Below are 24,369 nucleotides of genomic sequence, written 5' to 3' on the forward strand. Positions count from 1 at the left end.
GCCCCGCTGCGGCGGGGCCTTCGTCGTTTCCGCGGGGGCGCGACTCAGTCGCGAGGCGACAGCAGGTACGCGTTCATCTCGTCGGTGAGTGCACGGTCCACGGTCTTCGGGGCGCCGTCCACCGCGGTCACGGGAGCGGCGAGCCGCACGCTCGACAGCAACCACGCGGCATCCGCTTCGACAAGGGTCGCGCGCGGCACCGTCTCGTAGGCGGTGTCGAAACCCCGCCCTTCGAGGTAGGAGAACACGCTCAGCTGCGTCGTTCCGTGCAGGATCCCCGCGCTCGGCTCCGGTGTGACGAAACGTCGCCCGGTGCGCAGCAGCACCGTGGCCGTGGGAGCCTCGAGCACGAAGCCGTCGCTCGTGACGAACACCGCGTCGTCGGCGCCGCGGCGGTGGGCCTCGCGGATCGCCGCCATGTTGACGGCGTACGAGAGGGTCTTGGCGCCGAGCTGCAGCCACGGCGCGCGCGCGGGGACGTCCAGGGCGTGCCCGCGGTCGAGGGTGACGACGTCGATGCCCTCGTGGCGCGAGCGGGTGTTGTCGGGGGCGGATGCCAGGGTGATCCACGCCGTCGGTACCGGCTGCCCCTCGACTCCCCTGCTCAGCAGCAGCTTCATCACGTTCTCGCCCGCTCCCGCGTCGGCCGCGACGCGCGCGATCGCCGCGCGCCACTGTCCGAGGTGGGGAGTCGGCAGGTCGCACAGACGCGCGGAGTGCACGAGCCGGTCGAGGTGCGCACCCACCTCTTGGGGGTGACCGTCGATGACACCGAGGGATTCGAAGATCCCGTCGCCGCGCTGTGCGCTCAGGTCGCCGACCCGCAGGGCGGGCTGCTCGGGGTCGAAGGGGCGGAAGGTGTCGGCGAAGTCCCCCCGCCGATCATCGGATGCCACGGGGTCGATCAACAGAGCGCTGCGCCAAGCCATGCAGCGAGCCTATGTCGTCGCGTCGACACGCCCGGGTGTTGTCAACCGGACGGTCCGAGGGAATGTCGGGGCGGGCGGCTTGTTACACTCTCATAGCCGGGCCGCAGTAACCCCGGGCTCCATCTTCTGCCGCTATGAGCGGCCTTGCGCCGAGAGGCGTTCTGCGGTCCGGCACTTATCTTCTCCGGGCGCGTGCGCCCGTCCAGCGCTCAGGTCAGAGCGTCGCGGCGCCACAGGGCAGCGGATGCCGACAGGTCCTCCGCGTACGTGGCCAGACGCAATGCCCGGGTCGTCAGGGCACTCGCGCGCTCCGATTCGGTGTTCTCGTAGTCGTCTGCGAGGTGGGTCGAGCCCGCCGCCTGGACGCGGCAGAAGGCGGCGGCACGGTCGAGCGCGACCGCGAAGTCGCCCTCGAACAGTCCGCGCAAAATGGTGTCGATCAGGCGGACGAGCTCCTCGGGACCGGCCGGAGCCGGCGCTCCCGCAACGAGCGCATCGACCGTCGCCATCTCGACGCGACCGCGTTCGTACAGCAGCGCGGCCGTGGCCGCGTCGTCGTGGATCATCAGCTGCAGCAGGTACAGCCGCCAGAGGGCACCCGGCAGGGAACGAGCCGGCGAGCGCGACCACAGCTCGGCGATGTCGTCGATACCGTGATCGTCGGTGAAGGCGACGAGGCGTTCGACCACGTCGACGCTCGGATCGGCTCGCACGCGTGACAGGAGAGCCTGGGCGGTGCTGTGCGCCACGCGGGAGACCTCCGCAGGGTCCTCGGCAGAGAACAGGCGGTCGAACAGCTCTGCGGGACGACGCACCGGTTTGTGGAACTCGCGAGACGATTCGCTCATCATTCCAGGCTAGGGCGTCGGCCCCGCCGGCCGGGCCGGGTTGCGGGACTCGCGAGGTCAGGCCGTGGCGACCGCGAGCACCGGGGCGGTACTGGGCGTTCCGTCCGGTGAACCGCCCGCGGGCTCGATGGTCACCGCGATCACATCACCGGTGTGGATCTCGCCCTCGAGCACGGCGGTGGCATTGCCGTCGGCATCCGGAGTGAACACTCCCGCCGCGATGGGCGTCTGGTCCCGCACGAACCACAGCTCGTAGGTCTTGCCGTCTTCGAGCGTCGGCATCCCGTCGGCGACGAGCACACTGCGACCCGACGACGGCGACCAGTGGGCGGTCGCGACCGTGCCGTCGGGCAGCGTCGTCGAGGCGGACTGCGCGTCGGGGGCTTTTTCGATCTCTTGCAGGGCGACGACGGCGGCCGGCGGGGTGAACAGCTGGCCGACCGTGACGGCACCGAATCCGAGCACGAGAACGGCGGCGAAGGACGCCGCCAGGGCGAACCATCGACGCGCACCCCAGCCGCGGGACCGCGCGTGCGCCATGGACACGGCCTCGTGTTCCGGCTCGACGGGTGCGGGGCCGGCGGCGGCGAAGTCCTCGGCGTCCGTGGCGGGCGCGGTGAGGCCCGCGGACTCCTGCGGGAGGTCGGAGATGCGGGCGAACAGCGACGCGCGCACCGAAGGGGGCGGCTCGACGGGTTCGACCGATGCGCTGATGGCGGCGACCACGTCCGCCGCGTCGCGCACGTGAGAGTCCCAGTGCGGATTACCCGCCAATGCCTCCTGGTACGCGCGTTCATCAGCCTCTGACAACGCATGCAATGCGTGCCCGACGGCGAGGTCGGCGAAATCCCTCTCGTTCACTTGTCCACCCCCATTTCCACTCTCAGACGCGACAGGCCGTCACGCATTCTGGTCTTGACCGTACCGAGCGGCGCCCCGACAAGGGAAGCGATCTCGCTTTGGCTGTATCCACCGAAGTAGGCCAGCGTGAGAGCTTCTTTCTGCGCGTCGGGGAGCGTCGCCAATGCATCGACGACGCGCCGCCCTTCCATCTTCAGTTCGACTTTCTCGGATACGTCGTCGTAGGCGACGTCCATATCCCGGAAGCCCACGCGCACGTCACGATCGACGCTCGACTGCGATGACCGCACGCGGTCCACCGCTCGTCGGTGCGCGATCGTGAGAACCCACGATCTTCCCTGGCCTCTATTCGGAGTGAAACGCGCGGCGGATTGCCAGATCTCGAGGAAGACCTCTTGCAGGACCTCCTCGCTCTGCGAGCGATCCACGAGGACACGCAGGATGAGACCGAAGGCCCGCGCGGACAGGGTGTCGTAGAGCTCCGCGAAAGCAGACCGGTCTCCGGCCGCGACCCGCTGCAGGAGAGCACCGACGTGATCGATGTTCTCCGCTCCGTCAGCGGGGACGTCGAAACCATCGATCACCATGTCCCCATCATTCCCTACCGCCTCCGCGCGTCCCGTGTGGGTGCGCGCGCGTCGCGCGTGAGGTAGACGAAACCGTTATACGGGCGCTCAGGAGGGCGTCACCGCGGCAGCTCCCCATCAGGATAGAAAGATTCTGAAGAATATTTACAGGCCTCTGACCGGGTCTTTTCCGAACACGAAGGCGTTCCTTCGCGCCCTCGCCGCAACATTCCGCAATCCGATCATCAGGGGGTCCCGAAGACCCTGTGTAAGCCGCTCCACGGCGAACCGCCCCTCGCACCGGGGTGTCCCTGACGGGTCGCAGACGCGATCCGAACGATTTCGGAGGAATGTCATGCTCACCAACAAGAAGCCTGTCTTCGCCGGTCTCGCCCTCGTTCTGGGCTCGGCCTTCGCTCTCACCGCATGTTCGGGTGGCACCACCGCGGGCGGCACCGCCGACGAGGCCACCACGGCCCCCTCGATGGAAGCCTCGCCCTCGATGTCGGCTTCGGCGTCGATGGACCCCGCCGCCAACCTCGTCGGCCCCGGCTGCGCCGGCTACGCCGAGCAGGTTCCGGACGGCGCCGGCTCCGTCGCCGGCATGGCTGCCGACCCGGTCGCCGTCGCCGCGTCGAACAACCCGCTCCTCACCACGCTCACCGCGGCCGTCAGCGGCCAGCTGAACCCCAACGTGAACCTGGTCGACACGCTGAACGGCAGCGAGTTCACCGTCTTCGCTCCGGTCGACGAGGCCTTCGCCAAGATCGATGCCGCCACGATCGAGACGCTGAAGACCGACACCGATCTGCTCACCAAGATCCTCACGTACCACGTGGTCCCCGGCCAGATCGCGCCCGACGAGATCGACGGCACGCAGACCACCGTCGAGGGCCAGGACGTGACCGTCGCCGGCTCCGGTGACTCGATCACCGTCAACGACGCCAACGTCATCTGCGGTGGCGTCCAGACCGCCAACGCCACGGTGTACCTCATCGACTCGGTGCTGATGCCCCCGATGTAATTCCTCGATGGCGCGAGTGATCGCGCTCTCGATCGGTCGATGATCGACCGACCTTGACGGCGAGCGCCGGACCCCAGGCGAGGGGGTCCGGCGCTCGCTCCTTTGTGCGCGGTCAGTCGCCGTCGACGTCGCGCGCGATCTCGTCCTGGACGAGCCGCGCGGCCGTCGGACCGGCGGCGCTCCAGCGCGCGCCGGCGCCGTTGCAGATCCCCCGGGGCTGATCACCGGCGTGCTCGGCGGCGCCGACCTGTTCGGGAACGTGGCGCGAACGCGTCGCCGAGCACGACCGGCCCGCCGGGGCCGGTAGGGTGGATGCCGAGGGCCTCTAGCTCAGTCGGTAGAGCATCGGACTTTTAATCCGCGGGTCGTGGGTTCGAGCCCCACGGGGCCCACCACCTTCGATCGCCGTGACCCCCCGACCGGGGGGTCGCGGCGTTCTCGTGCTCGCGGCCGACCGGCGGGGCGCGCAGCGTCGATGTCGGCTGGCGGATGCGCGCGGTCATCCCCCCGCACGGCGCCCGCGACGCACACGCTCGACGGTCTCCCCCGCCGCCACACCGACGAGCAGGATCGCCGTCGCGATCGAGAGCCCGAGGGCATCGAGGAACGGAAGGACGGATGCCGCGCCGGCGAGCACGGCCAGTGCGACGAGACCGAGCACCTGGGCGCGCGACCATCGGCCCTCGAGTGTCCGCCGGAAGAGCGCGGTACCGGCGAGGAAGAGCAGGGGCGCGCCGACGATGATGATCGTCGCGGCGACACTGCGCTCATCGGGATGCGAGAGAACCTCCTTGTCACCCACGCTCATCAGCACGATTCCGGCGATGATCGGGACGTGCACCCAGGTGTAGGCGGTCCGCGCGAGCCGGGCCGGTTCGTCCGATGCCTCGATCGCCTCGGCGCCGACCCGCTCGCCGTGATCGAAATAGATCCACCACGCGGCCGCCGCGACGACGAACGCGGTCACCAGCGACGCGATCGACGAGGCGGACGACTCCTTCTCGACGACGGCGAAGCCGGTGACGAGCAATCCCTCGCCCAGGGCGATGAGCACGAACAGCGACGTCCGCTCGGCGATGTGGGGGCCGGACAGGTCCCAGGACTCCAGCACCACCCTCCCCCGGCCCGGGACCGGGTATCCCAGGATCGTGCCGAGCAGTTCGAGACCGAGCGCCGCGGTCCACAGCGGCAGCTGCCATCCGGGCGGCAGGACGGCGCCGACGATCCACAGGGCGCCGCCGGCGACGGTCCACGCGAGCACGAGGGCGAAGTCACGCGCCACCCGCCGGTCGTGACGAGCCGTCGCCCACACGATGAATCCCGTCCGCCCGACCTGCAGCACGACGTACGCCACCGCGAACGCCCACGCGCGATCGCCGAACGCCTCAACGATCGAGACGCTCATCACGAGCGCGACGAACCCCAGAACGATCACCGCCCCACGGACGGGGAGCTTCACGGGGTCGAGCCAGTTGGTCACCCAGGTGGTCGACACCCACGCCCACCACAACGCGCACACCAGGATGAGCCCCTCGAAGCCGCCGAGCAGCGTCTGGTTCTCGAAGAGGTACGCGGACACCTGGGTCAGCGCCAGAACGAACACCAGGTCGAAGAACAGTTCGACGTAGGTCACCCGGTCCGCGCGTGAGGAGTCCGTCGGCCGCAAGACGTCGTGGGCCATCCCGAATGTCATGCCCCATCCTGACACCGACGCGGCCGAAAGCCCGGAATTCAGCCGAGCAGCGCGACCCCGAACCCGGCCACGACCTCGCGCACCTCCGCCAGATAGCGCTGCGCCTGCTCGGTGAGCGGGATGGCGGTGCGGCCGATCCAGCCGATCTCGATCCGCTCGTCGACGTCGAGCGGTACCGCGACGATCTCGGGATCGAGGTCGTCGCTGATGATGCCGGTCGAGATCGTGTATCCGTCGAGACCGATCATGAGGTTGAAGATCGTCGCGCGGTCGGACACGCGGATCTCCTGCCGACTCGACAGCGTCGAGAGGATCTCCTCGGCGAAGTAGAACGAGTTGTTCGCCCCCTGGTCGAAGGTGAGCCGGGGCAGGTCGACGAGGTCGTCGAGCGTGGCACGGGACCGGGATGCCAGAGGGTTCCGCCGTGAGACGAAGATGTGCGGCTCCGCGACGAACAGGGGATGGAACGCCAACCCCGAATCCCGCAGCAGTTTGTCGAGCACATTGCGGTTGAAATCGTTGCGGAACAGGATGCCGAGCTCGCTGCGGAGCGTGCGGACGTCCTCGATGATGTCGAACGTCCGGGTTTCGCGCAGCGAGAACTCGTACTCCGCGGCATCCGTCGCCCGCACCATGCGCACGAAAGCGTCGACGACGAACGAATAGTGCTGCGCCGAGACGCCGAGCAGGCGCCGCGAGGGAGGACGCCCCAGATAGCGCTGTTCGAGCAGGTCGGCCTGCTCGACGACCTGGCGGGCGTAGCCGAGGAACTCGACGCCGTCGTTCGTGAGCGTGACGCCGCGCGCGGAACGGGTGAGCAGGTCGCGGCCCACCCGGGTCTCGAGGTCCTTCATCGCCGCCGACATCGTCGGCTGGGCGACGTAGAGCAGATCGGCCGCGGCGGAGATGGAGCCTTCGGCGGCGACCTCGATGAAGTACTGCAGCTGCTGCAGGGTGAATCCGCTCGACCGCTTGGACATAGCCCCAAGCTATACCACCGCATAGAGGACGGGAATTACCCGATGACCGGCTCCTGGCGGGACCATGGGTGTACCGATCACCGCGCGGCCGATCCGGCCCCCGCCCGAGGAGTGGCATCCATGGCGAACGACATCACGTTCCGCATCAGCACGACCCGTTTCGACGAGGAGTACGCCCCCGCCGAGGGGTCGCGCGTCACGACGAACTTCGCCAACCTGGCCCGGGGCGCGGGCCGCCGGCAGAACCTGCGCAACGCGCTGGGCATGATCGACCGTCGGTTCAACGCGCTCGCCACCACCGACAACCCGCGCGGCGACCGCTACCGCGTCGAGCTCGACATCGTCTCGGTGCAGCTGCGGTTCGAGGACGGCGCCGACGAAGAGATCCCCGTCATCGAGGTGCTCGAGGTGCACGTCGTCGACACGGCCACGGGCGAGCGGCACCAGGGCATCGTCGGCAACAACTTCTCGTCGTACCTGCGGGACTACGACTTCAGCGTCGTGCTGCCCGCCGCAAACGCCGACGGCGGCCCCTTCACGGTGCCCGCCGACTTCGGCGACCTGCACGGCAAGCTCTTCTCGCACTTCGTCGACTCGTCCGCCTACCGCGAGCGCTACGCCCTGCCGCCGGTGATCTGCATCAGCGTGTCGACCAGCCGCACCTACCGCCGGACCGGCACGATCCACCCCGTCCTGGGGGCGGAGTACGAGCAGGACGCCTTCTCTTTGACCGACGAGTACTTCGGCAAGATGGGCCTGCGGGTGCGCTACTTCATGCCGCGCGGAAGCGTCGCGCCGCTGGCGTTCTACTTCCGCGGCGACCTCCTGGCCGACTACACCGACCTGCAGCTGATCGGCACGATCAGCACGATGGAGACGTTCCAGAAGATCTACCGTCCCGAGATCTACAACGCCCGCACGCCCGCGGGCGCCGTCTACCGCCCGAGCCTCGAGCAGGCGGACTTCGCACCCACCGACGTCACCTACGACCGCGCCGAGCGCAGCCAGCTCGCGGTCGTCCAGGGGCGTTACGCCGAGGAGCACTTCGTGAAGCCCCACCGTCGCGTGCTCGATTCGTGGGCCGCCGACTACGCCGTTCCCACCCGATGACCCGCGAAGGATCCGCCGCCGTGCCCACTCCGTTGCCCACCGCCATCGTCGGGAGTCTGCCGAAGCCGTCCTGGCTCGCCCAGCCCGAGGTGCTGTGGTCGCCGTGGGAGCTCGAGGGCGACACCCTGATCGAAGGCCAGCACGACGCGCTGCGCGCCGCGGTGCAGGAGCAGGAGCTGCGCGGCATCGACATCGTCAGCGACGGCGAGCAGACCCGCCAGCACTTCGTCACGACCTTCATCGAACACCTCGAGGGCGTCGACTTCGACAATCGCGAGACCGTCCGCATCCGCGACCGCTACGACGCCAGCGTCCCCACCGTCGTGGGCGCCGTGAGCCGCCGCAAGCCGGTCTTCGTCCAGGATGCCGCGTTCCTGCGCGCGCAGACCGACCGACCGATCAAGTGGGCCCTTCCCGGACCCATGACGATGATCGACACCCTCGCCGACCGGCACTACCGCAGTCGCGAGAAGCTCGCGTGGGAGTTCGCGACGATCCTCAACCAGGAGGCGCGCGAGCTGGCGGCCGCGGGAGTCGACGTCATCCAGTTCGACGAGCCCGCCTTCAACGTGTTCTTCGACGAGCTCAAGGACTGGGGTGTCGCGGCGCTCGAGCGCGCCGCCGAGGGGCTCCAGGCCGAGACCGCGGTGCACATCTGCTATGGCTACGGCATCAAGGCCAACAACGACTGGAAGGCCACCCTCGGCGCCGAGTGGCGTCAGTACGAGGAGTCCCTCCCCCTGCTGCAACGCTCGAACATCGACATCGTCTCGCTCGAGAGCCACCGCTCGCACGTGCCGATCGAGGTCATCGAACTGATCCGCGGCAAGAAGGTCATGCTCGGCGCGGTCGACGTCGCCGGCGCCGAGGTCGAGACCCCCGAAGAGGTCGCCGAGACGCTCCGCCGCGCCCTGCAGTACGTGGATGCCGACAAGCTCATCCCGAGCTCCAACTGCGGCATGGCGCCGTTGCCCCGCGGCGTGGCCTACGACAAGCTCAGCGCCCTGTCGGCGGGCGCCCGGATCGTCCGCGACGAACTGTCGTGAGGCGCGACTCCGCCACGCCCGCTGGGCGCCGCCCGGCGCGCGTGGCAGAGTCGACCCATGCCCATCGCAGCCGATGACCCCCGCCTGACCGCGCCCTTCGAGGCCTCACCGACCCGCTACGACGACGTGCCCTTCTTGCGCGCCGGCGCGAGCGGCATCCCCCTCCCCCGTGTCTCCCTCGGCCTCTGGCAGAACTTCGGTACCGCCCGCCCGCTGGACACCCAGCGCGAGATCCTGCGGCACGCTTTCGACCGCGGAATCGTGCACATCGACCTGGCCAATAACTACGGCCCGCCCTACGGCGCCGCCGAGACGACCTTCGGGACCGTCCTCGACAGCGACCTGCGGCGCTACCGCGACGAGCTGTTCCTCTCGACCAAGGCCGGCTATGACATGTGGCCCGGCCCCTACGGCGACGGCGGTTCGCGCAAGTACCTCATCCGTTCGCTCGAGCAGAGCCTGACGCGGATGCGCACCGACTACGTCGACGTGTTCTACTCGCACCGCGTCGACGGCGAGACCCCGATCGAAGAGACGGTCCACGCCCTGGCCGACATCGTGCGCAGCGGCAAAGCGCTGTACGCGGGCATCTCCAACTACCCCGCCGACCTCACCCGTCGCGCCCACGATCTGCTGGCCGCGGAGGGCGTGCGCCTGTTCGTCCACCAGCCGCGGTACTCGCTGTTCGACCGGACACCCGAGGAGGAGCTGTTCCCGACGCTGCGCGAGCTGGCGGTGGGCAGCGCCGTCTTCTCGCCTCTCGCGCAGGGTCTGCTGACCGCGAAGTACCTCGACGGCACCGTACCGGCCGATTCGCGCGCCGCCGACAGCCGGTTCCTGGACTCCTCCGCCCTGACCGACGACTACCTCGAGCGCATCCGCGGCATCGCCGGTGTCGCGAAGGACGCCGGACTGTCGATCCCGCAGCTCGCGGTCGCCTGGGTCTTGCGCGACCCGGTGGTCACCACGGCCATCATCGGGGCCTCGCGGACGAGTCAGATCGACGACGCCGTGGCCGCGAGCACGACCGCGCTCGGGGACGACGTGCTCGCCGCCCTCGAGCCGTTCGCGGCCCGCATCGGCGAACGCATCGCCTGATCCGCTCCGCAGCACACCCGCGGTGCGGACGCAAGCGTCGTCGCATCCGCCGCATCGTCGCGTTTGCTGGAAGCTCGCACACGCGATCGAAGGAGGCGTCATGGGTGTCGGACGATGGATCGGAACGGGCGCGGTCGGACTCGCGGGAGCCGTCCTCGCGCGGACGGCGATCGGGCGCGCGGCCGCGGCCGGAACGGTCGCCTACCGGGTCTGGAAGGACCCGAAGGTGCAGAAGATCCGCCGCAAGGTGCAGGCGAAGCTGCTCAAGCAGCGTCAGGCGCGCTGACGGATCGGCGCCGGGCCGGGTGCCCCCCGCGTCCGGCGCCGGTCTCAGCGGGGAAAGGCACTCTCCAGCGGCAGCGGGGAGACCGGTTTGGTCACCGCGAAGGCGAAGGTCGTGTCGATCGACGACAGCGACGGGATCGCCCGCAGGTGGTCGCGCAGGAGCGTCTCGTACTCCTCGAAGCTCGGGGTGACGATGCGGACGAGGTAGTCCCAGTCGCCCGCGAGCAGGTGCGCCTCGACGATGTGCGGGATCGCGCGCAGGCGTTTCTCCACGGCATCCACCGTCGCTCCCTCGTGCGAGGCCAGGCGCAGGCGGACGAACGCCGTGATGGCCAGGTCGACGGCCTTGGGCGAGACGACCGCGCGGTACCCCTCGATGATCCCGTCCTGCTCGAGCTGGCGCACTCGACGCAGGCACGGCGAGGGCGACAGACCCACGCGGTCGGCGAGCTCCTGGTTGCTGAGCCGCCCGTTCTGCTGCAGTTCGCGAAGGATGAGGAGGTCGATGCGATCGAGGGCGCCCATGCAGCAGATTCTGCCAAGAGATGATCTGCGCACGCAATATTCGCAATCGACTGCGCACGAGGGCTTCCTAAGCTCGCCGCGTGACCGTCTTCTCGCCACCGCGCACCGACGCGCCCTCGCGGAACACGCTCATCGGCGTCGCCTCGCTCGTCGCCGTCGTCTGCCTGTGGTCGTCGTTCGCCCTGTCGACCCGCGCTCTCGAGAGCACCGGCATGACGATGGTGGACGCCGCGATCGTGCGCTTCGGCGTTCCCGCCCTCGTCCTCACCCCCTGGGTGCCGCGCACCCTGCGCCGTCTCCGCCGTGAGCCTGCGGGCGTCCTCGCCCTGGTCCTGCTGGCCGGCCTGCCGCACTTCCTGCTCTTCGCGTGGGGCGCGCACCTGACCTCCGCGGCCCTCACCGGCCTGCTCGTGCCGGGGACCGTGCCCCTCTTCGTGACGCTCCTTCTCGTCCTGCGTCATCGCCGGGCGATCGCGCCGAAGCGCCTGGGCGCCCTCGCCCTCATCGTCGCGGGGGTCGGCGCGAGCGCCGTCCTGACCGGGGGACCCGGCGGCCCGGGTGGGATCGCCGTCCTGCTGGCCGCCGGCTTCGTCTGGGCCGCATACACGCTGGGCCTGGCCCGGACGCGGCTCGACCCGGTCGGCGTGATCGCGGTCGTCTCGCTCACCTCGCTCATCGCGGCGCTCGCCCTGGCCGCCACGGGGGCGATGCCCTCGCACCTGTTCACCGGGGGGATCGACCTCGGCGCATGGACCTCGTACGCGCTCGTGCAGGGCGTGGGGACGGGACTGCTCTCCACCGCCTGCTACGTCGTCGCCGTGAAGCACCTCGGCAGCAGCATCCCCGCCGCCGCCGGGGCGTTGAGCCCCGTGCTGACGGCGCTGGTCGCTGTCCCCCTGCTCGCCGAGCCCGTCACGCCGGGACTCGCGGTCGCCCTCGCCCTCATCGTCTCGGGTGTGGCCGTCTTCGCCACCGCCCCCGCGAGTGCGGGGCCCTCGCCGGAGCCGCCGGGGTAGCGGCATCCGATCGCCCTTCCGCTCCGAAGAGAAGGAGAGACGGGGGCACGCACGCGTGCTCCCAGGAGCGAGGGATGCCATGACGACCGACACCCGGGCACGGGCCACCGAGACGACGCCGACACGTCGGCCCCACGCGTGGCCCTGGGCCGCACTGGCCGGGATCGTCGCCGCCGCGGCCCTGCTGGCCGTCGCGGAGCTCCTCGCCGCACTGTTCGCCCGCTCGGCGAGTCCCGTGCTCGCCGTGGGCTCGTTCATCGTCGACATCGTTCCCCGCCCGCTGAAGGAGCTCGCGATCACCCTGTTCGGCGAGTCCGACAAGATCGCCCTGCTGGTCGGCGTGGGCCTCGGCGCCGCCGTCGCCGCCGCCGTGGCCGGGATCCTCGAGTACCGCTTCCGCTTCGTCGGCACCGCGCTGCTGGGCATCGGCGGCGTCCTCGCGACCGCCGCGATCATCACGCGCGCCGGCGCCGGCGCGCTCGCGTGGCTTCCCCCGGTGGTCGGCACCGTGGCCGGCATCGTCGTCCTGCTGCTGAGCATCGCCCGTCTGCGGCGCTGGATCGGCGCGGCCGCGGACGGCGACGGCGCATCCGCCGGCACCGACCGTCGCCGCTTCCTGCTCTTCACCGGGCTCACCGCCCTCGGCGCCGTGGTCGTCGGGGTGGGCGGTCGCGTGCTCAACGCGACCACCGCATCGGTCGCGGCTGCTCGCGACGCGCTGCGGCTTCCCTCGGCCCGCCGTACCGTCACCGTTCCCGACGGCGCGAACTGGGAGATCGACGGACTGTCCCCGATCATCACGCCCAACAGCGACTTCTATCGCGTCGACACCGCCCTCACCGTGCCGAACGTCGACCCCACCACCTGGCGCCTGCAGATCGACGGAATGGTCGACACCCCCATCGAGCTGAGCTTCGACGACCTGGTCAACCGCGGTCTCGACGAGTACGGCGTGACCCTCACCTGCGTCTCGAACGAGGTCGGCGGCGACCTGGTCGGCAACGCCATCTGGACGGGCGTTCCCATCCGCGACATCCTGCGCGAGGCGGGCGTGCAGGCCGACGCCGACATGGTCCTGTCCGAGAGCGTGGACGGGTACACGGCATCCACTCCCCTGTCGGCCCTCGTCGACGACGATCTCGACGCGATCTTCGCCGTCGCCATGAACGGCGAACCGCTGCCCTTCGAGCACGGGTTCCCCGTGCGTATGGTCGTGCCCGGCCTGTACGGCTACGTCTCGGCCACCAAGTGGGTCACCAAGCTCACCGTCACCCGTTTCGACCAGGACGAGGCGTACTGGACCCCCCGCGGGTACGCGGCCCAGGCGCCCATCAAGCTGTCGTCGCGGGTGGACACTCCCAAGATCGGCACCCCCGTCGCCGCCGGCGCGGTCACCGTCGCGGGAATGGCGTGGGCCCAGCCCGTCGGCGTGCAGAAGGTCGAAGTGCGCATCGACGAGGGCGACTGGCAGGAGGCGCAGCTGTCGAACCCCATCAACGACCAGTCGTGGGTGCAGTGGCGCCTGGACTGGACCGCCGAGCCCGGCAGCCACTACATCGCGGTCCGCGCCACCGACAAGCAGGGCAACCTGCAGATCGAGGAGCAGGCACCCATCGCCCCCGACGGCTCCAGCGGCTGGCAGCGCACCCTGGTCACCGTCTCGAGCTGACGACCCGGCCGACCGACGCGCGTCCTCCTCCGGGGGACGCGCGTCGTCGTGTCCGGGGCGACGAATCACCCGACCTCGGCTCCGAGGATGTCAATCACTCGACCCGCGGGGCCCCGGGGCGGCATGATCGAAGTATGTCTGCCGTATGCACCACCCGCCCGAACGGTGGTCTCGAATGACCACGGTGCCCGATGAGCCGACGACTGCCCCCGCCGCGCCCGGCGCCGACGCTGCACACCCCATGACCAGCATCCGGCGCTCCGTTCCCCGCGAGTGGGACGAGCAGGTGGACCTGTTCGCGATCGTGAAACTCGACAGCGGCGGTTTCGTCCGCGGCTGGAACCTGGGCGCCGAACGGATCAAGGGCTACACCGAGAGCGAGATCCTCGGCTCCCATTTCTCACGGTTCTACCGTGCGGAAGCGCAGCGGCGCGGCCTCCCGGATCAGCTGCTGGCGGCCGCCCAACGTGACGGTCACGTCGAAGACACCGGATGGCGGGTGCGCAGCGACGGCAGCGAGTTCTGGGCGCGGGTGACGATCTCGGCCATCCGCAACGACGTGGGCCAGGTGCAGGGCTTCGTCAAGATCGTGCGCGACCTCACGAGCGAGAAGCAGGCCGCAGACGAACGCGCCGCGCTGCAGCGCACCTTCGCGCACGACCTGCTCTCGCCCGTCACTGCTCTGCGCGGCTACCTCGACCTGCTCGGCGAGGAGCTGCCGCCCGATCACCGCCTGCTGCACCTGGCGGAAGAGGCGAGCGACCACATCGTGGCCATGGCCCAGGCGCTGATGTCCGACGTGGACACCACCGCCGAGCGCGGACGCCGACGCGCGACCCTCGACCTCATCGCACGCGGCGCCGTCGCCGTCGTCCTGCCGGGCGATCTCGGCCGCATCCGTTACGGGCAGATGGATGCCATCCCCGTCCTGGGCGACGTTCTGGGCCTGCGTCGAGCGATCGCGAACGTGCTCGAGAACGCCGCGAAGTACTCCGACGACGTCATCGAGATCGAGGCTTTCGAGACCGACGAGGGCGCCGCCCTGCGGGTGCGAGACCACGGTCGCGGCATCCACCCCGACGACCTCGCCGCGATCACGCAGGAAGGACAGCGCGGACGACTGGCGCAGGACGGCGACGGGGGCCGCGGGATCGGCCTCGCCAGCGTCCAGCAGGTCGTGTCCGCCCACGGCGGCTCGTTGCGCATCCACAGCGCCGTGGGCGAGGGGACGACCGTCGTCGTCACCATCCCCCGCACCGACGATGCCGAGGAGCCATCCGCCGACGGGACCGCCTGACGTCAGGCGCCGGACGTCGCCAGCATGGCTCCGGCGCCCTCGATCTCGCGAAGAGCGGCGGCACTGGAATCGGGGTGGACGCCCGCGATGAGATCGGTGAGGACGCGAACGCGTCGCCCGGCCGACAGCGCGTCGAGGGCCGAGGCGCGAACGCAGTAATCGGTCGCGATGCCGACGAGGTCGATGTCGCGGATGCCGTGCCCGTCGAGGATCGACGCGGCGGTGGCGCCGTCGTCGGAGATCCCCTCGAAAAGCGAGTACGCCGGGCGACCCTGACCCTTCTTGAGGTGGTGGGTGACGCGCGAGGTGTCGAACACCTCGTCGTAGTCGGCCCCGTAGGTGCCGCCCACGCAGTGCACGGGCCAGGTGTCCACGAAATCGGGCGTCGCCGAGAAATGGCCGCCGTTGTCGTCGTCGCCGTGGTGCCAGTCGCGCGAGGCGATCACCACGGTGTACTCGTGGGCGTGCAGCTCGAGGTACCGAGAGATCCGCGCGGCGACCACATCGCCGCCCTCGACGCCGAGGGCCCCGCGCTCGGTGAAATCGTTCTGGACGTCGACGATGAACAGCGCGCGGGTCATGCGTCGAGCCTAGACGCCCGGTGGCGCGTCATCCCCGTGCGAACAGCAGCACGATCGACACGACGAAAGCCACCACGCCGAGCCCCAGGACGCCCGCCGCGAGAAGAGAGACGAAGCGCACGACGGGGGACGAGCGCGTCAGGCGCATACGGTTCGCGGTGCCCCGACGGTAGAAGACGTCGGCCATGTCGGCGCGTCCGATCTTCTCGTCGTCGTGCGCGGACAGCGGCGCCTCGTTGACCCCGCCGTCGGCATCGAACCAACGGACAACGCGTCCGCCCTCGACGTGTTCGACCACCGCGCGCACCGGAAGCCACGTGCCGTCGGCGAGGAGCAGGATGACGGCGGTCAGGGTCAGCAGCGAACCGGCGCCGAGCCCGACCCACGTGAAGATCTCGATGAGGGCATCGAGAGCGTTCGACACGGGGGCTCCAGCGGGTAGCGGGCGAAACAGAGGCCGTCGCGCGAGGGCGGGCCGGGGCAAGATCAGCTTACCGGGGTCCACGAGGTGTCCCCGGAACGCCCCGCCCGACCTCGCGATGCACGGGCGGCCCGCCGCGCGTCGCGATGGATCGACGGGGGAAGGAAGAAAGGCCCCCACCCGGTGGAAGCGGGTGAGGGCCTTCGGAGCCGCCTAAGGGAATCGAACCCTTGACCTATTCATTACGAGTGAATCGCTCTGCCGTCTGAGCTAAGGCGGCGTGTGCGCGCTGTCGCGTGCACGATCATCGATCTTACATGCTCCAGCGCACTTCGCCGAACGCGATCAGTAGTCGCCGCGCGCAGCGCGGTCGGCGAGGATGTCGCGGCTCGACGACAGGCCGAGGCGGGTGGCGCCGGCGGCGATCATCTGCTCGGCCGCCTCGCGAGTGCGGACCCCGCCGGAGGCCTTGACCTCGGCGCGGTCGCCGACGGTGCGCTTCATCAGTTCCACCGCGTGGACGGACGCCCCACCGGCCGGGTGGAAGCCGGTCGACGTCTTGACGAAATCGGCGCCGGCGGCGACGGCCGCCTGGCACACGGCGACGATGGCCTCGTCGCTGAGCGCCGCCGATTCGATGATGACCTTCAGCACGGTCGGGGCCGGAGCCGCGGTGCGCACGGCGCGGATCTCGGCCTCGACGAGGTCGTAGTCGCCCGCGATGGCCGCCCCGATGTCGATGACCATGTCGATCTCGTCGGCACCCTGGGTCACCGACAGCGCCGCCTCGGCGGCCTTGACCTCGGCGTGGTGCTTGCCGCTGGGGAATCCGCAGACGACGGCGAGCTTGAGGCCCGCGGGCACGTCGACCGGCAGGAAGGACGGCGAGATGCAGACACTGTACGTGCCCAGCTCAGCGCCCTCGGCGATGAGGCGCTCGACGTCGGCCCGGGTGGCCTCGGGCTTGAGCAGCGTGTGGTCGATGTAGGTCGCCAGGTCGGCGATGGGCGCGGTCATAGGGGTCTCCTCGGGTCTGACGTCTCCAGCCTAAGCGCGAGCGGCGTCACTCGCAGCGCAGTCCCTCGGCGGGCACCGTGCCGTCGACGAGGTAGTCGTCGACGGCGGCGTTCACGCAGTCGTCGCCCTTGTTGTAGGCCAGGTGCCCCTCGCCCACGTACGTCACGAGCACACCCTGCGACAGTTGACCGGCGAGGGCCTGCGCCTCGGAGTACGGCGTGGCGGGGTCGCCCGTCGTGCCGAGGACGACGATCGGCGGCGAACCGGGCGCGGTGATCGGCGCGCGCGTGCCGGTCGGCGGTGCGGGCCAGGCCGCGCAGGCGTCAGGGCCGAGCCAGTAGGGGGCGACGACGGGCGCCTTCTGCGCGAGCTCCCGCTCGACGGCGGGGTCGTCCTCGTTGCCCTCGTCCGGGTAGTCGACGCAGTTGTACGCGCGCAGGGCCTGCAGCGTGTTGTCGGGGTACTGCCCGTCGATGCGTCCGTTGTAGAAGTCCGCCAGCTGGAACGCGACGGCGGCGTCGCCGTTGAGCACGTCGGCGAGGGCGACCCGCAGGAACGGCCAGCTCTGATCGCTGTACAGCGCCGCGACGATCGCCGTGACGAGGGAATCCGCGCCGAGCAGACGCCCGTCGGGCCCGGCGATCGGCCGCGCGTCCGCCCGGGAGAGGAGCGACGACAGGTCGGCCATCGCGTCGTCGACGGAGCCGCTGAACGGGCACTCCGACGTCGAGAGGCAGTCGGCCATGAACGCGCGCAGGGCGTTCTCGAACCCGACGGCCTGGGCGATGCCGCTCGCGGTGCCGGACAGACTGGGATCGATCCCCCCGTCGAGCACCATGCGACCGACGCGTTCGGGGAACAACCCCGCGTACGTCGCGCCGAGGAACGAGCCGTACGAGAAGCCCAGGTAGGAGAGTTTCTCGTCCCCGAGCACCGCGCGCAGGAGGTCCATGTCACGCGCCGCGTTCTCGGTCGAGATGTACGGGAGGACTCCGTCGCTGTTCGCCGCGCAGGCGGCGGCGAAGTCGGCCTGGCGCTGCTCGAGCGCGGCATCGCGTTCGTCGCTGCCGCGCGCGCCGGGAGGGACGTCGTAGAGGAAGGCGTCCATGCCCGCGGCGTCGTAGCAGGTCACCGGTGCGGATTGCCCGACCCCGCGGGGGTCGAAGCCGATCACGTCGTACGAGCGCGTCAGAGTCTCATCCGCGACGAGCGAGAGGGAGTCGCGGACCGTGGCGACCCCGCTGACCCCGGGTCCGCCCGGGTTGGTCAGGAGCGACCCCAGGGGTTGGCCCGACGTGGCCCGGTGGCGGATGACGGCCAATTGCAGCTCGCCCGCCGACGGATCGGCGTAGTCGCGGGGGGCGGTGACGGTGGTGCAGTCGAAGCCGGGGCCCCCGCATTCGCTCCACGCGAGGGTCTGTCCGTAGTACGGGAGCAGATCCGGATCGATGCCCTCGGTCTGCGGCGCGGGCGAGCGGGTCGTGTCGGGCGCCAGGGGCGGGATCTGCGCGTACAGGCACCCGGACAGCACGAGCCCCAGGCCCGCGAGGGAGGCGAGGGCGGCGGTCAGACGGCGGCGCGCGTTCACGGGGTGGACCCGTTGGCGACGGTGATCATGAGACTCTCCAGTGCCAGCAGCGGGGCGGCGTTCTGCTCGAGGTTCTTGCGGGTGACAGAGATGCGATCGAGCACCCCGAGGGTGCGCGACGGAGTCCACTCCCCCGCGAGGACGCGCAGCGCATCGAGACGCTCGACGTTGACCAGATCGGCTTCGCGTCCGAACTGCAGCATGACGACGTCGCGGAACAGCGACTGCAGGTCGGTGAGCACGCGGTCGATCCCGTCGCGCAGGCTCCGGGTGGCGCGGCGCTTCTGATCGTCCTCGAGGGCGTTGACCTGTCCACGGACCGACGGTGGCACGGCGGCCCCCTCGGCCACGCCGAGCACGCGCAGCAGCGCGCGTCGTTCCTCGTCGTCGCGGGTGGCGGTGAGGGCCTTGGCGTCTTCTGTCGCGAGACGCACGATGCGTCCGGCCACGTCGACCGCGTCGCCGATGCCGCGCACCGCCAGAACAGCCGCGAGCGTCTCGGCCCGCCGGGCGCGGGCGTCGTCGTCGGTCGCGAGGCGCTGCGCCATACCGATGTGCCGCTGCGCGTGGCGGGCGGACTCCTCGGCGACGTCGGAGGTGACACCGGTGCGCTCGACGATGAGCGCCGCGACGTCGGCGACCGAGGGCTCACGCAGCCGCAGGACGCGCACGCGTGAGCGGATCGTGGGGAGCAGGTCGGCGTCGCTCGGGGCGCACAGCACCCACACCGTCTTCTCGGGCGGCTCTTCGAGCGCCTTGAGCAGGACGTTCGAGGTGCGTTCGGCCATGCGGTCGGCGTCCTCGACGACGATCACGCGGTGACGCCCGAGCGAGGGCGCGAACGCCGCCCGCTCGACGAGCCGACGCGCCTCGTCGATGCGGATGACGACCTGCTCGGTGCGCAGGGCCGTGAGATCGGGATGCGTCCGCGCCAGGACCTGCCGCTGCGCCCGCTCGTCTGCCGGATCGGCGATGAGTGCGGCCGCGAAGGCGTACGCGAGGGTGGAGCGGCCGGACCCGGGCGGGCCCGTGATGAGCCACGCGTGCGCGAGCGCCGCTGGGTCGGATGCCGCTGCACGCAGGGTCGCGACCGCGTCGTCCTGCCCCCACACCGCATCCCACGGGAAAGACGCCGCGCCGGCGGGGCGGGCGGTCGGAGCAGCGGCGGTGGACATGGCATCCAGCCTAATCGCGGGGTCGGACACGGCCGGGGGCGGGCGCTGTGGATGCCCTGGAGGCAGGGCACGGCACCTGTCTCACGTCAGCCCCGTCGCTCCGCGACCGCGTCCCGCACCCGACGGGCGAGGAGCTCGGGCGGTTGCGTCGCATCGAGCACGAGGAAGCGTTCGGGCTCTGCAGCGGCGAGGTCGAGGAAACCGGCGCGTACCCGGGCGTGGAACTCGCCCCTCTCCGCCTCGAGACGGTCGAAGGGCTTGTCGTCGGCATCCAAGCGCCGTCGCGCCGCAGCGGGGTCGAGGTCGAGCAGCACCGTCAGATCGGGCAGCAGCCCGTCGGTCGCCCACAGGGACAGGGCACGGATGTCGTTCGCGTCGAGCACGCGGCCCGCTCCCTGATACGCCACCGAGGAGTCGAGGTAGCGATCCTGGATGACCACGTCTCCTCGGGCGATCGCCGGGCGGACCACCGTGTCGATGTGGTGGGCGCGGTCGGCCGCATACAGCAGTGCCTCGGCGCGCGGATCGATGTGCCCGCGATGGTGAAGCACGATGTCGCGGATGCGCAGGCCCACGTCGGTGCCGCCGGGCTCGCGCGTGCGGACGACGGATCCGCCGCTCTCGCCGATCCACTGCTCGAGCAGGGTCGCCTGCGTCGTCTTGCCCGCCCCGTCGCCGCCCTCGAAGGTGACGAAGAACCCGGGCCCCCCGACCGCCGCCGCGCGCGGGGCGCGCAGCGGTCGGGTGCCGTGGTCCGTCACGACGACGTCGCCGGCGCCTTGCGCGTGGTCGGGGTCTTGGCCGCCGTGGCCTTCGCCGCGGTGGTCTTGGCCGCGGTCGTCCTCGCCGCCGTGGCCTTCGCCGCGGGCGTCTTGGCCGCCGTGGTCTTCGCCGCCGTGGTCTTGGCCGCGGTGCCCTTCGCGGCGGTCGTCTTCGCCGCCGTGGTCTTCGCCGCCGTGGTCTTCGCCGCCGTGGTCTTCGCCGCGGGCGCCTTGCGCGCGGTCGCCGTCTTCTTGGGGGCAGGACCCTTCGCGCGCTTGTCGGCGATCAGCTCGACCGCCCGCTCGAAGGTGATCTCGAGGGCGTTCTCGCCGCGCGGGACCGTCGCGTTGGTCTCTCCGTCTGTGACGTAGGGACCGAATCGGCCGTCCTTGAGCCGGAGCGGCTTGCCGCTGACCGGGTCGGCGTCGAACTCCTTCAACGCGCTCGACGCACGACGGGCACCGTACTTGGGTTCGGCGTACTTGGCGATCGCCTCGTCGAGCGTGATGTCGAAGATCTGCTGCTCGTTGTCGAGCGAGCGGGAGTCGGTGCCCTTCTTCAGGTAGGGACCGAAGCGCCCGTTCTGCGCGGTGATCTCGGCCCCCGTCTCGGGATCGGCCCCGACCACGCGCGGCAGCGAGAGCAGTTGCAGAGCGGTGTCGAGCTCGATGGTGTCGACGGACATCGAGCGGAACAACGAGGCCGTGCGGGGCTTGGGCGCGACCTCCTTCTTGGCGGTGCGCTTCTTGGGCTGCTCGACGACCTCGCCGGTGGCCTGATCGACCTCGTCGGGCTCTTCGGCATCCACCTCTTGCACGTACGGTCCGAACCGGCCGTCCTTGACGACGACGAGCTTGCCATTGTCGGGGTTCTCACCCAGCACGCGATCGCCGGCCACGGGGGCGTCGATGAGTTCCTGCGCCTTCTGCGGGGTGAGCTCGTCGGGTGCGAGATCCTCGGGGATGTTCACGATGCGCGGCTTGGCGTCGGCCTCGGCTGCGGGGTCGGTGACCTCGAGGTACGGCCCGTACTTGCCGAAGCGGAGGGTCGCGGTGTCGGTGATGCGCGTCGAATTGAGCTCGCGTGCGTCGATCTCGCCGAGGTTGTCGACGATGTGACGCAGTCCCACCTGCTTCTCGGAGCCGAAGTAGAACGACTTCAACCATTCCGTGCGGCGCTGCTCGCCACGGGCGATCGCGTCGAGGTCGTCCTCGAGGGCGGCGGTGAAGTCGTAGTCGACGAGGTCGGCGAAGTGCTCCTCGAGCAGGCGCACCACGCTGAAGGCGAGCCAGCTCGGCACCAGGGCCTGCCCGCGCTTGGTCACGTATCCGCGATCGAGGATCACGCCGATGATGCTGGCGAAGGTCGAGGGGCGGCCGATGCCCTTCTCTTCGAGCGCCTTGACCAGGCTCGCCTCGGTGTAGCGGGGCTTGGGCGAGGTGCTGTGCCCCTTGGGTTCGACGTCGCTGATCGCGAGCTCGTCGCCCACCGTGACGGCGGGCAGCGACTGGTCGGTCTCGGCGTCGCGGTCGTTGCGCTTCTCGTCGGCGCCCTCTTCGTACGCTTCGAGGTAGCCCTTGAAGGTGTAGACCGTTCCGGATGCCGTGAACTCCGCCACCTGGTCGGCCGCGGCGACCGTGAGGGTCACGGTCGTGGTCTCGTACTTGGCATCCGCCATCTGGCTGGCGACTGTGCGCTTCCAGATGAGGTCGTACAGCTTCTGCTCGTCGCGGTCGAGCGAGGACGCCAGCGACGACGGCGTGCGGAAGGTCTCGCCCGATGGGCGGATGGCCTCGTGCGCCTCCTGCGCGTTCTTGGACTTGCTCTTGTAGACGCGGGGGTTGGCCGGCACGGCCTTGTCGCCGTACAGCGCCACGGCCTGCGCGCGGGCGGCCGAGATGGCCTGCCCCGACAGCGCGACCGAGTCGGTGCGCATATAGGTGATGAAGCCCTTCTCGTAGAGCCGCTGCGCGACGCCCATGGCGTGCTTGGCGCTCATCGAGAGTTTGCGTCCCGCCTCCTGCTGCATCGTCGAGGTGGTGAAGGGGGCACGCGGGCTGCGCGTGCCGGGCTTGGCCTCGACCTTGGCCACGGTGGCGCGGCCGGCGGCGGTGATGGCGTCGGCGAGCGCGCGCGCGGCGGCCTCGTCGAGCACGACGACGGCCTTCTTGAGCTGTCCGTTGTCGTCGTAGTCCCCACCGCGGGCGATGGGCGCGCCGTCCAGACGGTTCAGGCGGGTCGTGAACGATGACCCGGACTGCGAGGCGAGCGCCTCGACGTCCCAGTAGGAGGCGGAGACGAACGCCATGCGCTCGCGCTCGCGCTCGACGACCATGCGGGTCGCCGCCGACTGCACGCGGCCGGCGCTGAGGGCGGTGCCCTCGCGGCCCGAGCCGACCTTGCGCCACAGCACGGGCGAGACGTCCCACCCGTAGAGGCGGTCCAGGACGCGACGGGTCTCTTGCGCGTCGACGAGCGAGACGTCGAGCTCACGCGTGTGCTCGGCGGCTTCTTTGATGGCGTCCTTCGTGATCTCGTGGAAGATCATGCGACGCACGGGGACTTTGGGCTTGAGGACTTCGAGCAGGTGCCACGCGATGGCTTCGCCTTCGCGGTCGCCATCGGTGGCGAGCAGGACCTCGTCGGCCGTCTTGAGCGCGCGCTTGAGTTCGGCGACCGTTTTGGTCTTGCGGTCGTTGACCACGTAGAAGGGGTCGAAGTCGTTCTCGACGTCGATGGAGTACTTGCCGTACGCCGCCTTCTTGTCGGCCGGGATCTCTTTCTTCGACGCGAGGTCGCGGATGTGACCGACCGAGCTCAGTACCTCGTAGTCGTCGCCGAGGTATCCCTGGATCGACTTCATCTTCGTCGGGGACTCGACGATGACGAGTTTCTTGCCGTTTGCCACTGGGGTCCTTTCGTCGATGCACACCATACACACGCCTCCCTGTCCGGGTTCCGGGAGGTCTCACGGGGTCGAAGCATCGGGGGGTCCGGCCCGCGAGTGCGCATCGAATGAAATCCCACCGTACGCCCCGGTGACCGTGATGGTGGCGACGAGGCCGTCGACATCGCACGCGGCGAGGTGCGCTCCGCCCGCTTCGGCGACGCGAAGGGCCTGCTCGCAGGGAATTCCCGAGACCGCACCGCTCGCGGTGTCGGCGGCCGCGAGGGCCGCAGCGTCGGCTGTCCCGCCGGTGCGTTGCGCCACGACCGCGGCCGCACCGACCATCGCGAGCGAGGCGCTCACCCCGACGATGACGGCGACGACGCCGACGGTCGCCGCGGCGCCGGCCATCAGCGCCCCCCGTCCAGGGCGCACGCCCTCACGGTCACCGGCGGCAACGGCAGGGCGACCCGCGCGGACGTCGTGGCGGTGACGCACACGACTCCGTCGTGACGATCGACCCCGGCGGTCCCGCCCGCCTCGGCGACGACGGCCAGGGCGTCGGGATCGCCCCGACCGAGCAGACGGGCCGATTCGGTCGCGGCATGCTGCAGGCGGACGCCCATCGCCGCGGTTCCGAGGACGCCGAGGCCGAGGGCGAGCACGACGAGGACGGCCGGCAGGGCGATGGCGAACTCGGCCGAGACCGCCCCGTGTTCGTCGAGCGCGTACGACGTCATTGCACCGTGAGGGCGCGACGGACGAGATCGGTGAGGATGCCGCGCACCTCATCGCTGCGCATGATCATGACGAGCAGGCCGGCGAACGCCACCGCCGCCATGGTCGCCACGGCGTATTCGGCGGTGGCGGCACCGCGCTCATCGAGGAAGAGCGCCTGCGCCCGATGCGAGGTGAGGGGAGGCAGTGCGTCGGTTGCGGCGGGCGGGAACGGGTTCATGAGGACTCCTCGGCTGGTGGGGCGGGTGGGATG

At 70.4% G+C, this 24,369-nt stretch carries 25 protein-coding genes and 2 tRNA genes; 9 read left to right on the forward strand and 18 right to left on the reverse strand.

The window, feature by feature from the left end; translation table 11 throughout:
- Positions 1 to 44 precede the first annotated feature (44 nt).
- The 4 genes from ACIPVB_RS09750 to sigK form a co-directional block, all read right to left on the reverse strand.
- The gene (locus ACIPVB_RS09750; RefSeq protein WP_400368538.1) at positions 45 to 929 is read right to left on the reverse strand and encodes an aminotransferase class IV; all 885 of its coding nucleotides are present in this window, start codon (positions 927 to 929) and stop codon (positions 45 to 47) included.
- A gap of 209 nt (positions 930 to 1,138) precedes the next feature.
- Positions 1,139 to 1,777, reverse strand: coding sequence for a DNA-directed RNA polymerase subunit beta (locus tag ACIPVB_RS09755; protein ID WP_400368540.1), 639 nt, complete (start codon positions 1,775 to 1,777; stop codon positions 1,139 to 1,141).
- Positions 1,778 to 1,834: 57 nt separating this feature from the next.
- A complete protein-coding gene (locus tag ACIPVB_RS09760) occupies positions 1,835 to 2,638 on the reverse strand; it encodes an anti-sigma factor domain-containing protein (protein ID WP_400368541.1) in 804 nt (267 codons plus the stop codon).
- A complete protein-coding gene (gene sigK, locus ACIPVB_RS09765) occupies positions 2,635 to 3,225 on the reverse strand; it encodes an ECF RNA polymerase sigma factor SigK (protein WP_400368543.1) in 591 nt (196 codons plus the stop codon). The genes ACIPVB_RS09760 and sigK overlap by 4 nt, the downstream gene beginning before the upstream one ends.
- 334 nt (positions 3,226 to 3,559) lie before the next feature.
- Between sigK and ACIPVB_RS09770 the strand changes: the two genes are divergently transcribed.
- Positions 3,560 to 4,228, forward strand: a complete 669-nt coding sequence (locus ACIPVB_RS09770; protein ID WP_400368544.1) for a fasciclin domain-containing protein — start codon at positions 3,560 to 3,562, stop codon at positions 4,226 to 4,228.
- A gap of 319 nt (positions 4,229 to 4,547) precedes the next feature.
- Positions 4,548 to 4,623, forward strand: a tRNA-Lys gene (locus tag ACIPVB_RS09775).
- Positions 4,624 to 4,727: 104 nt separating this feature from the next.
- Here the strand turns inward: ACIPVB_RS09775 and ACIPVB_RS09780 are convergent.
- Both ACIPVB_RS09780 and ACIPVB_RS09785 read right to left on the reverse strand, forming a co-directional pair.
- On the reverse strand, positions 4,728 to 5,921 hold the full coding sequence (locus ACIPVB_RS09780) for a low temperature requirement protein A (RefSeq protein WP_400368545.1): 1,194 nt from the start codon (positions 5,919 to 5,921) through the stop codon (positions 4,728 to 4,730).
- A 38-nt stretch (positions 5,922 to 5,959) separates the two neighbouring features.
- Positions 5,960 to 6,901: a LysR family transcriptional regulator gene (locus tag ACIPVB_RS09785; protein WP_400368546.1), complete on the reverse strand. Its 942-nt coding sequence runs from the start codon at positions 6,899 to 6,901 to the stop codon at positions 5,960 to 5,962.
- Between the two features lie 120 nt (positions 6,902 to 7,021).
- Between ACIPVB_RS09785 and ACIPVB_RS09790 the strand changes: the two genes are divergently transcribed.
- From ACIPVB_RS09790 to ACIPVB_RS09805, 4 genes are all read left to right on the forward strand, one after another.
- Positions 7,022 to 8,011 (forward strand): putative oxygenase MesX, encoded by a 990-nt coding sequence (locus tag ACIPVB_RS09790; RefSeq protein ID WP_400368548.1) that lies wholly within the window; start codon positions 7,022 to 7,024, stop codon positions 8,009 to 8,011.
- Between the two features lie 20 nt (positions 8,012 to 8,031).
- Positions 8,032 to 9,057 (forward strand): methionine synthase, encoded by a 1,026-nt coding sequence (locus ACIPVB_RS09795; RefSeq protein WP_400368549.1) that lies wholly within the window; start codon positions 8,032 to 8,034, stop codon positions 9,055 to 9,057.
- Positions 9,058 to 9,114: 57 nt separating this feature from the next.
- A complete protein-coding gene (locus ACIPVB_RS09800; RefSeq protein ID WP_400368551.1) occupies positions 9,115 to 10,155 on the forward strand; it encodes an aldo/keto reductase in 1,041 nt (346 codons plus the stop codon).
- Between the two features lie 100 nt (positions 10,156 to 10,255).
- Entirely contained in the window at positions 10,256 to 10,441 is a 186-nt protein-coding gene (locus tag ACIPVB_RS09805) for a hypothetical protein (RefSeq protein WP_400368552.1), read from the forward strand.
- Positions 10,442 to 10,485: 44 nt separating this feature from the next.
- Here ACIPVB_RS09805 and ACIPVB_RS09810 read toward each other — a convergent pair whose 3' ends face one another.
- Positions 10,486 to 10,965, reverse strand: coding sequence for an Lrp/AsnC family transcriptional regulator (locus ACIPVB_RS09810; RefSeq protein ID WP_400368553.1), 480 nt, complete (start codon positions 10,963 to 10,965; stop codon positions 10,486 to 10,488).
- Positions 10,966 to 11,045: 80 nt separating this feature from the next.
- On the opposite strand from ACIPVB_RS09810, the gene ACIPVB_RS09815 reads away from it, so the two are divergent.
- From ACIPVB_RS09815 to ACIPVB_RS09825, 3 genes are all read left to right on the forward strand, one after another.
- Positions 11,046 to 11,981 carry a DMT family transporter gene (locus ACIPVB_RS09815; RefSeq protein ID WP_400368554.1) on the forward strand — a complete coding sequence of 312 codons (936 nt, stop codon included), beginning with the start codon at positions 11,046 to 11,048 and terminating at the stop codon, positions 11,979 to 11,981.
- Between the two features lie 79 nt (positions 11,982 to 12,060).
- Positions 12,061 to 13,650 carry a molybdopterin-dependent oxidoreductase gene (locus tag ACIPVB_RS09820; protein WP_400368555.1) on the forward strand — a complete coding sequence of 530 codons (1,590 nt, stop codon included), beginning with the start codon at positions 12,061 to 12,063 and terminating at the stop codon, positions 13,648 to 13,650.
- Positions 13,651 to 13,891: 241 nt separating this feature from the next.
- Entirely contained in the window at positions 13,892 to 14,947 is a 1,056-nt protein-coding gene (locus ACIPVB_RS09825) for an ATP-binding protein (RefSeq protein ID WP_400368556.1), read from the forward strand.
- Positions 14,948 to 14,949: 2 nt separating this feature from the next.
- On the opposite strand, the gene ACIPVB_RS09830 is transcribed toward ACIPVB_RS09825, so the two are convergent.
- From ACIPVB_RS09830 to ACIPVB_RS09880, 11 genes are all read right to left on the reverse strand, one after another.
- On the reverse strand, positions 14,950 to 15,528 hold the full coding sequence (locus tag ACIPVB_RS09830; RefSeq protein WP_400368558.1) for an isochorismatase family protein: 579 nt from the start codon (positions 15,526 to 15,528) through the stop codon (positions 14,950 to 14,952).
- Positions 15,529 to 15,556: 28 nt separating this feature from the next.
- Positions 15,557 to 15,952: a hypothetical protein gene (locus ACIPVB_RS09835; RefSeq protein ID WP_400368559.1), complete on the reverse strand. Its 396-nt coding sequence runs from the start codon at positions 15,950 to 15,952 to the stop codon at positions 15,557 to 15,559.
- Positions 15,953 to 16,156: 204 nt separating this feature from the next.
- Positions 16,157 to 16,229 (reverse strand) — tRNA-Thr (locus ACIPVB_RS09840).
- Positions 16,230 to 16,294: 65 nt separating this feature from the next.
- Positions 16,295 to 16,966 carry a deoxyribose-phosphate aldolase gene (gene deoC, locus ACIPVB_RS09845; RefSeq protein ID WP_400368560.1) on the reverse strand — a complete coding sequence of 224 codons (672 nt, stop codon included), beginning with the start codon at positions 16,964 to 16,966 and terminating at the stop codon, positions 16,295 to 16,297.
- Between the two features lie 46 nt (positions 16,967 to 17,012).
- Positions 17,013 to 18,554 carry an alpha/beta hydrolase gene (locus ACIPVB_RS09850; protein ID WP_400368561.1) on the reverse strand — a complete coding sequence of 514 codons (1,542 nt, stop codon included), beginning with the start codon at positions 18,552 to 18,554 and terminating at the stop codon, positions 17,013 to 17,015.
- Positions 18,551 to 19,729: a DNA polymerase III subunit delta' gene (locus ACIPVB_RS09855; protein ID WP_400368562.1), complete on the reverse strand. Its 1,179-nt coding sequence runs from the start codon at positions 19,727 to 19,729 to the stop codon at positions 18,551 to 18,553. The genes ACIPVB_RS09850 and ACIPVB_RS09855 overlap by 4 nt, the downstream gene beginning before the upstream one ends.
- 86 nt (positions 19,730 to 19,815) lie before the next feature.
- Complete coding sequence (gene tmk, locus ACIPVB_RS09860; protein ID WP_400368564.1) at positions 19,816 to 20,490, reverse strand: dTMP kinase; 675 nt, start codon at positions 20,488 to 20,490, stop codon at positions 19,816 to 19,818.
- Positions 20,487 to 23,399 (reverse strand): type I DNA topoisomerase, encoded by a 2,913-nt coding sequence (gene topA, locus ACIPVB_RS09865; RefSeq protein WP_400368565.1) that lies wholly within the window; start codon positions 23,397 to 23,399, stop codon positions 20,487 to 20,489. Before topA ends, tmk begins: the two co-directional genes overlap by 4 nt.
- Before the next feature lie 60 nt (positions 23,400 to 23,459).
- The gene (locus tag ACIPVB_RS09870) at positions 23,460 to 23,813 is read right to left on the reverse strand and encodes a helicase (protein ID WP_400368566.1); all 354 of its coding nucleotides are present in this window, start codon (positions 23,811 to 23,813) and stop codon (positions 23,460 to 23,462) included.
- Entirely contained in the window at positions 23,789 to 24,118 is a 330-nt protein-coding gene (locus tag ACIPVB_RS09875; protein ID WP_400368568.1) for a TadE family type IV pilus minor pilin, read from the reverse strand. The genes ACIPVB_RS09870 and ACIPVB_RS09875 overlap by 25 nt, the downstream gene beginning before the upstream one ends.
- On the reverse strand, positions 24,115 to 24,336 hold the full coding sequence (locus tag ACIPVB_RS09880; protein WP_400368570.1) for a DUF4244 domain-containing protein: 222 nt from the start codon (positions 24,334 to 24,336) through the stop codon (positions 24,115 to 24,117). Before ACIPVB_RS09880 ends, ACIPVB_RS09875 begins: the two co-directional genes overlap by 4 nt.
- Positions 24,337 to 24,369: the final 33 nt, after the last annotated feature.

The sequence above is a fragment of the Microbacterium sp. NPDC090007 genome (assembly GCF_044748345.1).
GTDB lineage: Bacteria > Actinomycetota > Actinomycetes > Actinomycetales > Microbacteriaceae > Microbacterium.

What these genes read in the sequence shown, in the direction of transcription:
- ACIPVB_RS09750 (WP_400368538.1), bottom strand. Translation starts at nt 929, where the DNA reads ATGGCTTGGCGCAGCGCTCTGTTGATCGACCCCGTGGCATCCGATGAT.
- ACIPVB_RS09755 (WP_400368540.1), bottom strand. Translation starts at nt 1,777, where the DNA reads ATGAGCGAATCGTCTCGCGAGTTCCACAAACCGGTGCGTCGTCCCGCA.
- sigK (WP_400368543.1), bottom strand. Translation starts at nt 3,225, where the DNA reads ATGGTGATCGATGGTTTCGACGTCCCCGCTGACGGAGCGGAGAACATC.
- ACIPVB_RS09770 (WP_400368544.1), top strand. Translation starts at nt 3,560, where the DNA reads ATGCTCACCAACAAGAAGCCTGTCTTCGCCGGTCTCGCCCTCGTTCTG.
- ACIPVB_RS09780 (WP_400368545.1), bottom strand. Translation starts at nt 5,921, where the DNA reads ATGACATTCGGGATGGCCCACGACGTCTTGCGGCCGACGGACTCCTCA.
- ACIPVB_RS09785 (WP_400368546.1), bottom strand. Translation starts at nt 6,901, where the DNA reads ATGTCCAAGCGGTCGAGCGGATTCACCCTGCAGCAGCTGCAGTACTTC.
- ACIPVB_RS09790 (WP_400368548.1), top strand. Translation starts at nt 7,022, where the DNA reads ATGGCGAACGACATCACGTTCCGCATCAGCACGACCCGTTTCGACGAG.
- ACIPVB_RS09800 (WP_400368551.1), top strand. Translation starts at nt 9,115, where the DNA reads ATGCCCATCGCAGCCGATGACCCCCGCCTGACCGCGCCCTTCGAGGCC.
- ACIPVB_RS09805 (WP_400368552.1), top strand. Translation starts at nt 10,256, where the DNA reads ATGGGTGTCGGACGATGGATCGGAACGGGCGCGGTCGGACTCGCGGGA.
- ACIPVB_RS09810 (WP_400368553.1), bottom strand. Translation starts at nt 10,965, where the DNA reads ATGGGCGCCCTCGATCGCATCGACCTCCTCATCCTTCGCGAACTGCAG.
- ACIPVB_RS09820 (WP_400368555.1), top strand. Translation starts at nt 12,061, where the DNA reads ATGACGACCGACACCCGGGCACGGGCCACCGAGACGACGCCGACACGT.
- ACIPVB_RS09825 (WP_400368556.1), top strand. Translation starts at nt 13,892, where the DNA reads ATGACCAGCATCCGGCGCTCCGTTCCCCGCGAGTGGGACGAGCAGGTG.
- ACIPVB_RS09830 (WP_400368558.1), bottom strand. Translation starts at nt 15,528, where the DNA reads ATGACCCGCGCGCTGTTCATCGTCGACGTCCAGAACGATTTCACCGAG.
- deoC (WP_400368560.1), bottom strand. Translation starts at nt 16,966, where the DNA reads ATGACCGCGCCCATCGCCGACCTGGCGACCTACATCGACCACACGCTG.
- ACIPVB_RS09855 (WP_400368562.1), bottom strand. Translation starts at nt 19,729, where the DNA reads ATGTCCACCGCCGCTGCTCCGACCGCCCGCCCCGCCGGCGCGGCGTCT.
- ACIPVB_RS09875 (WP_400368568.1), bottom strand. Translation starts at nt 24,118, where the DNA reads ATGACGTCGTACGCGCTCGACGAACACGGGGCGGTCTCGGCCGAGTTC.
- ACIPVB_RS09880 (WP_400368570.1), bottom strand. Translation starts at nt 24,336, where the DNA reads ATGAACCCGTTCCCGCCCGCCGCAACCGACGCACTGCCTCCCCTCACC.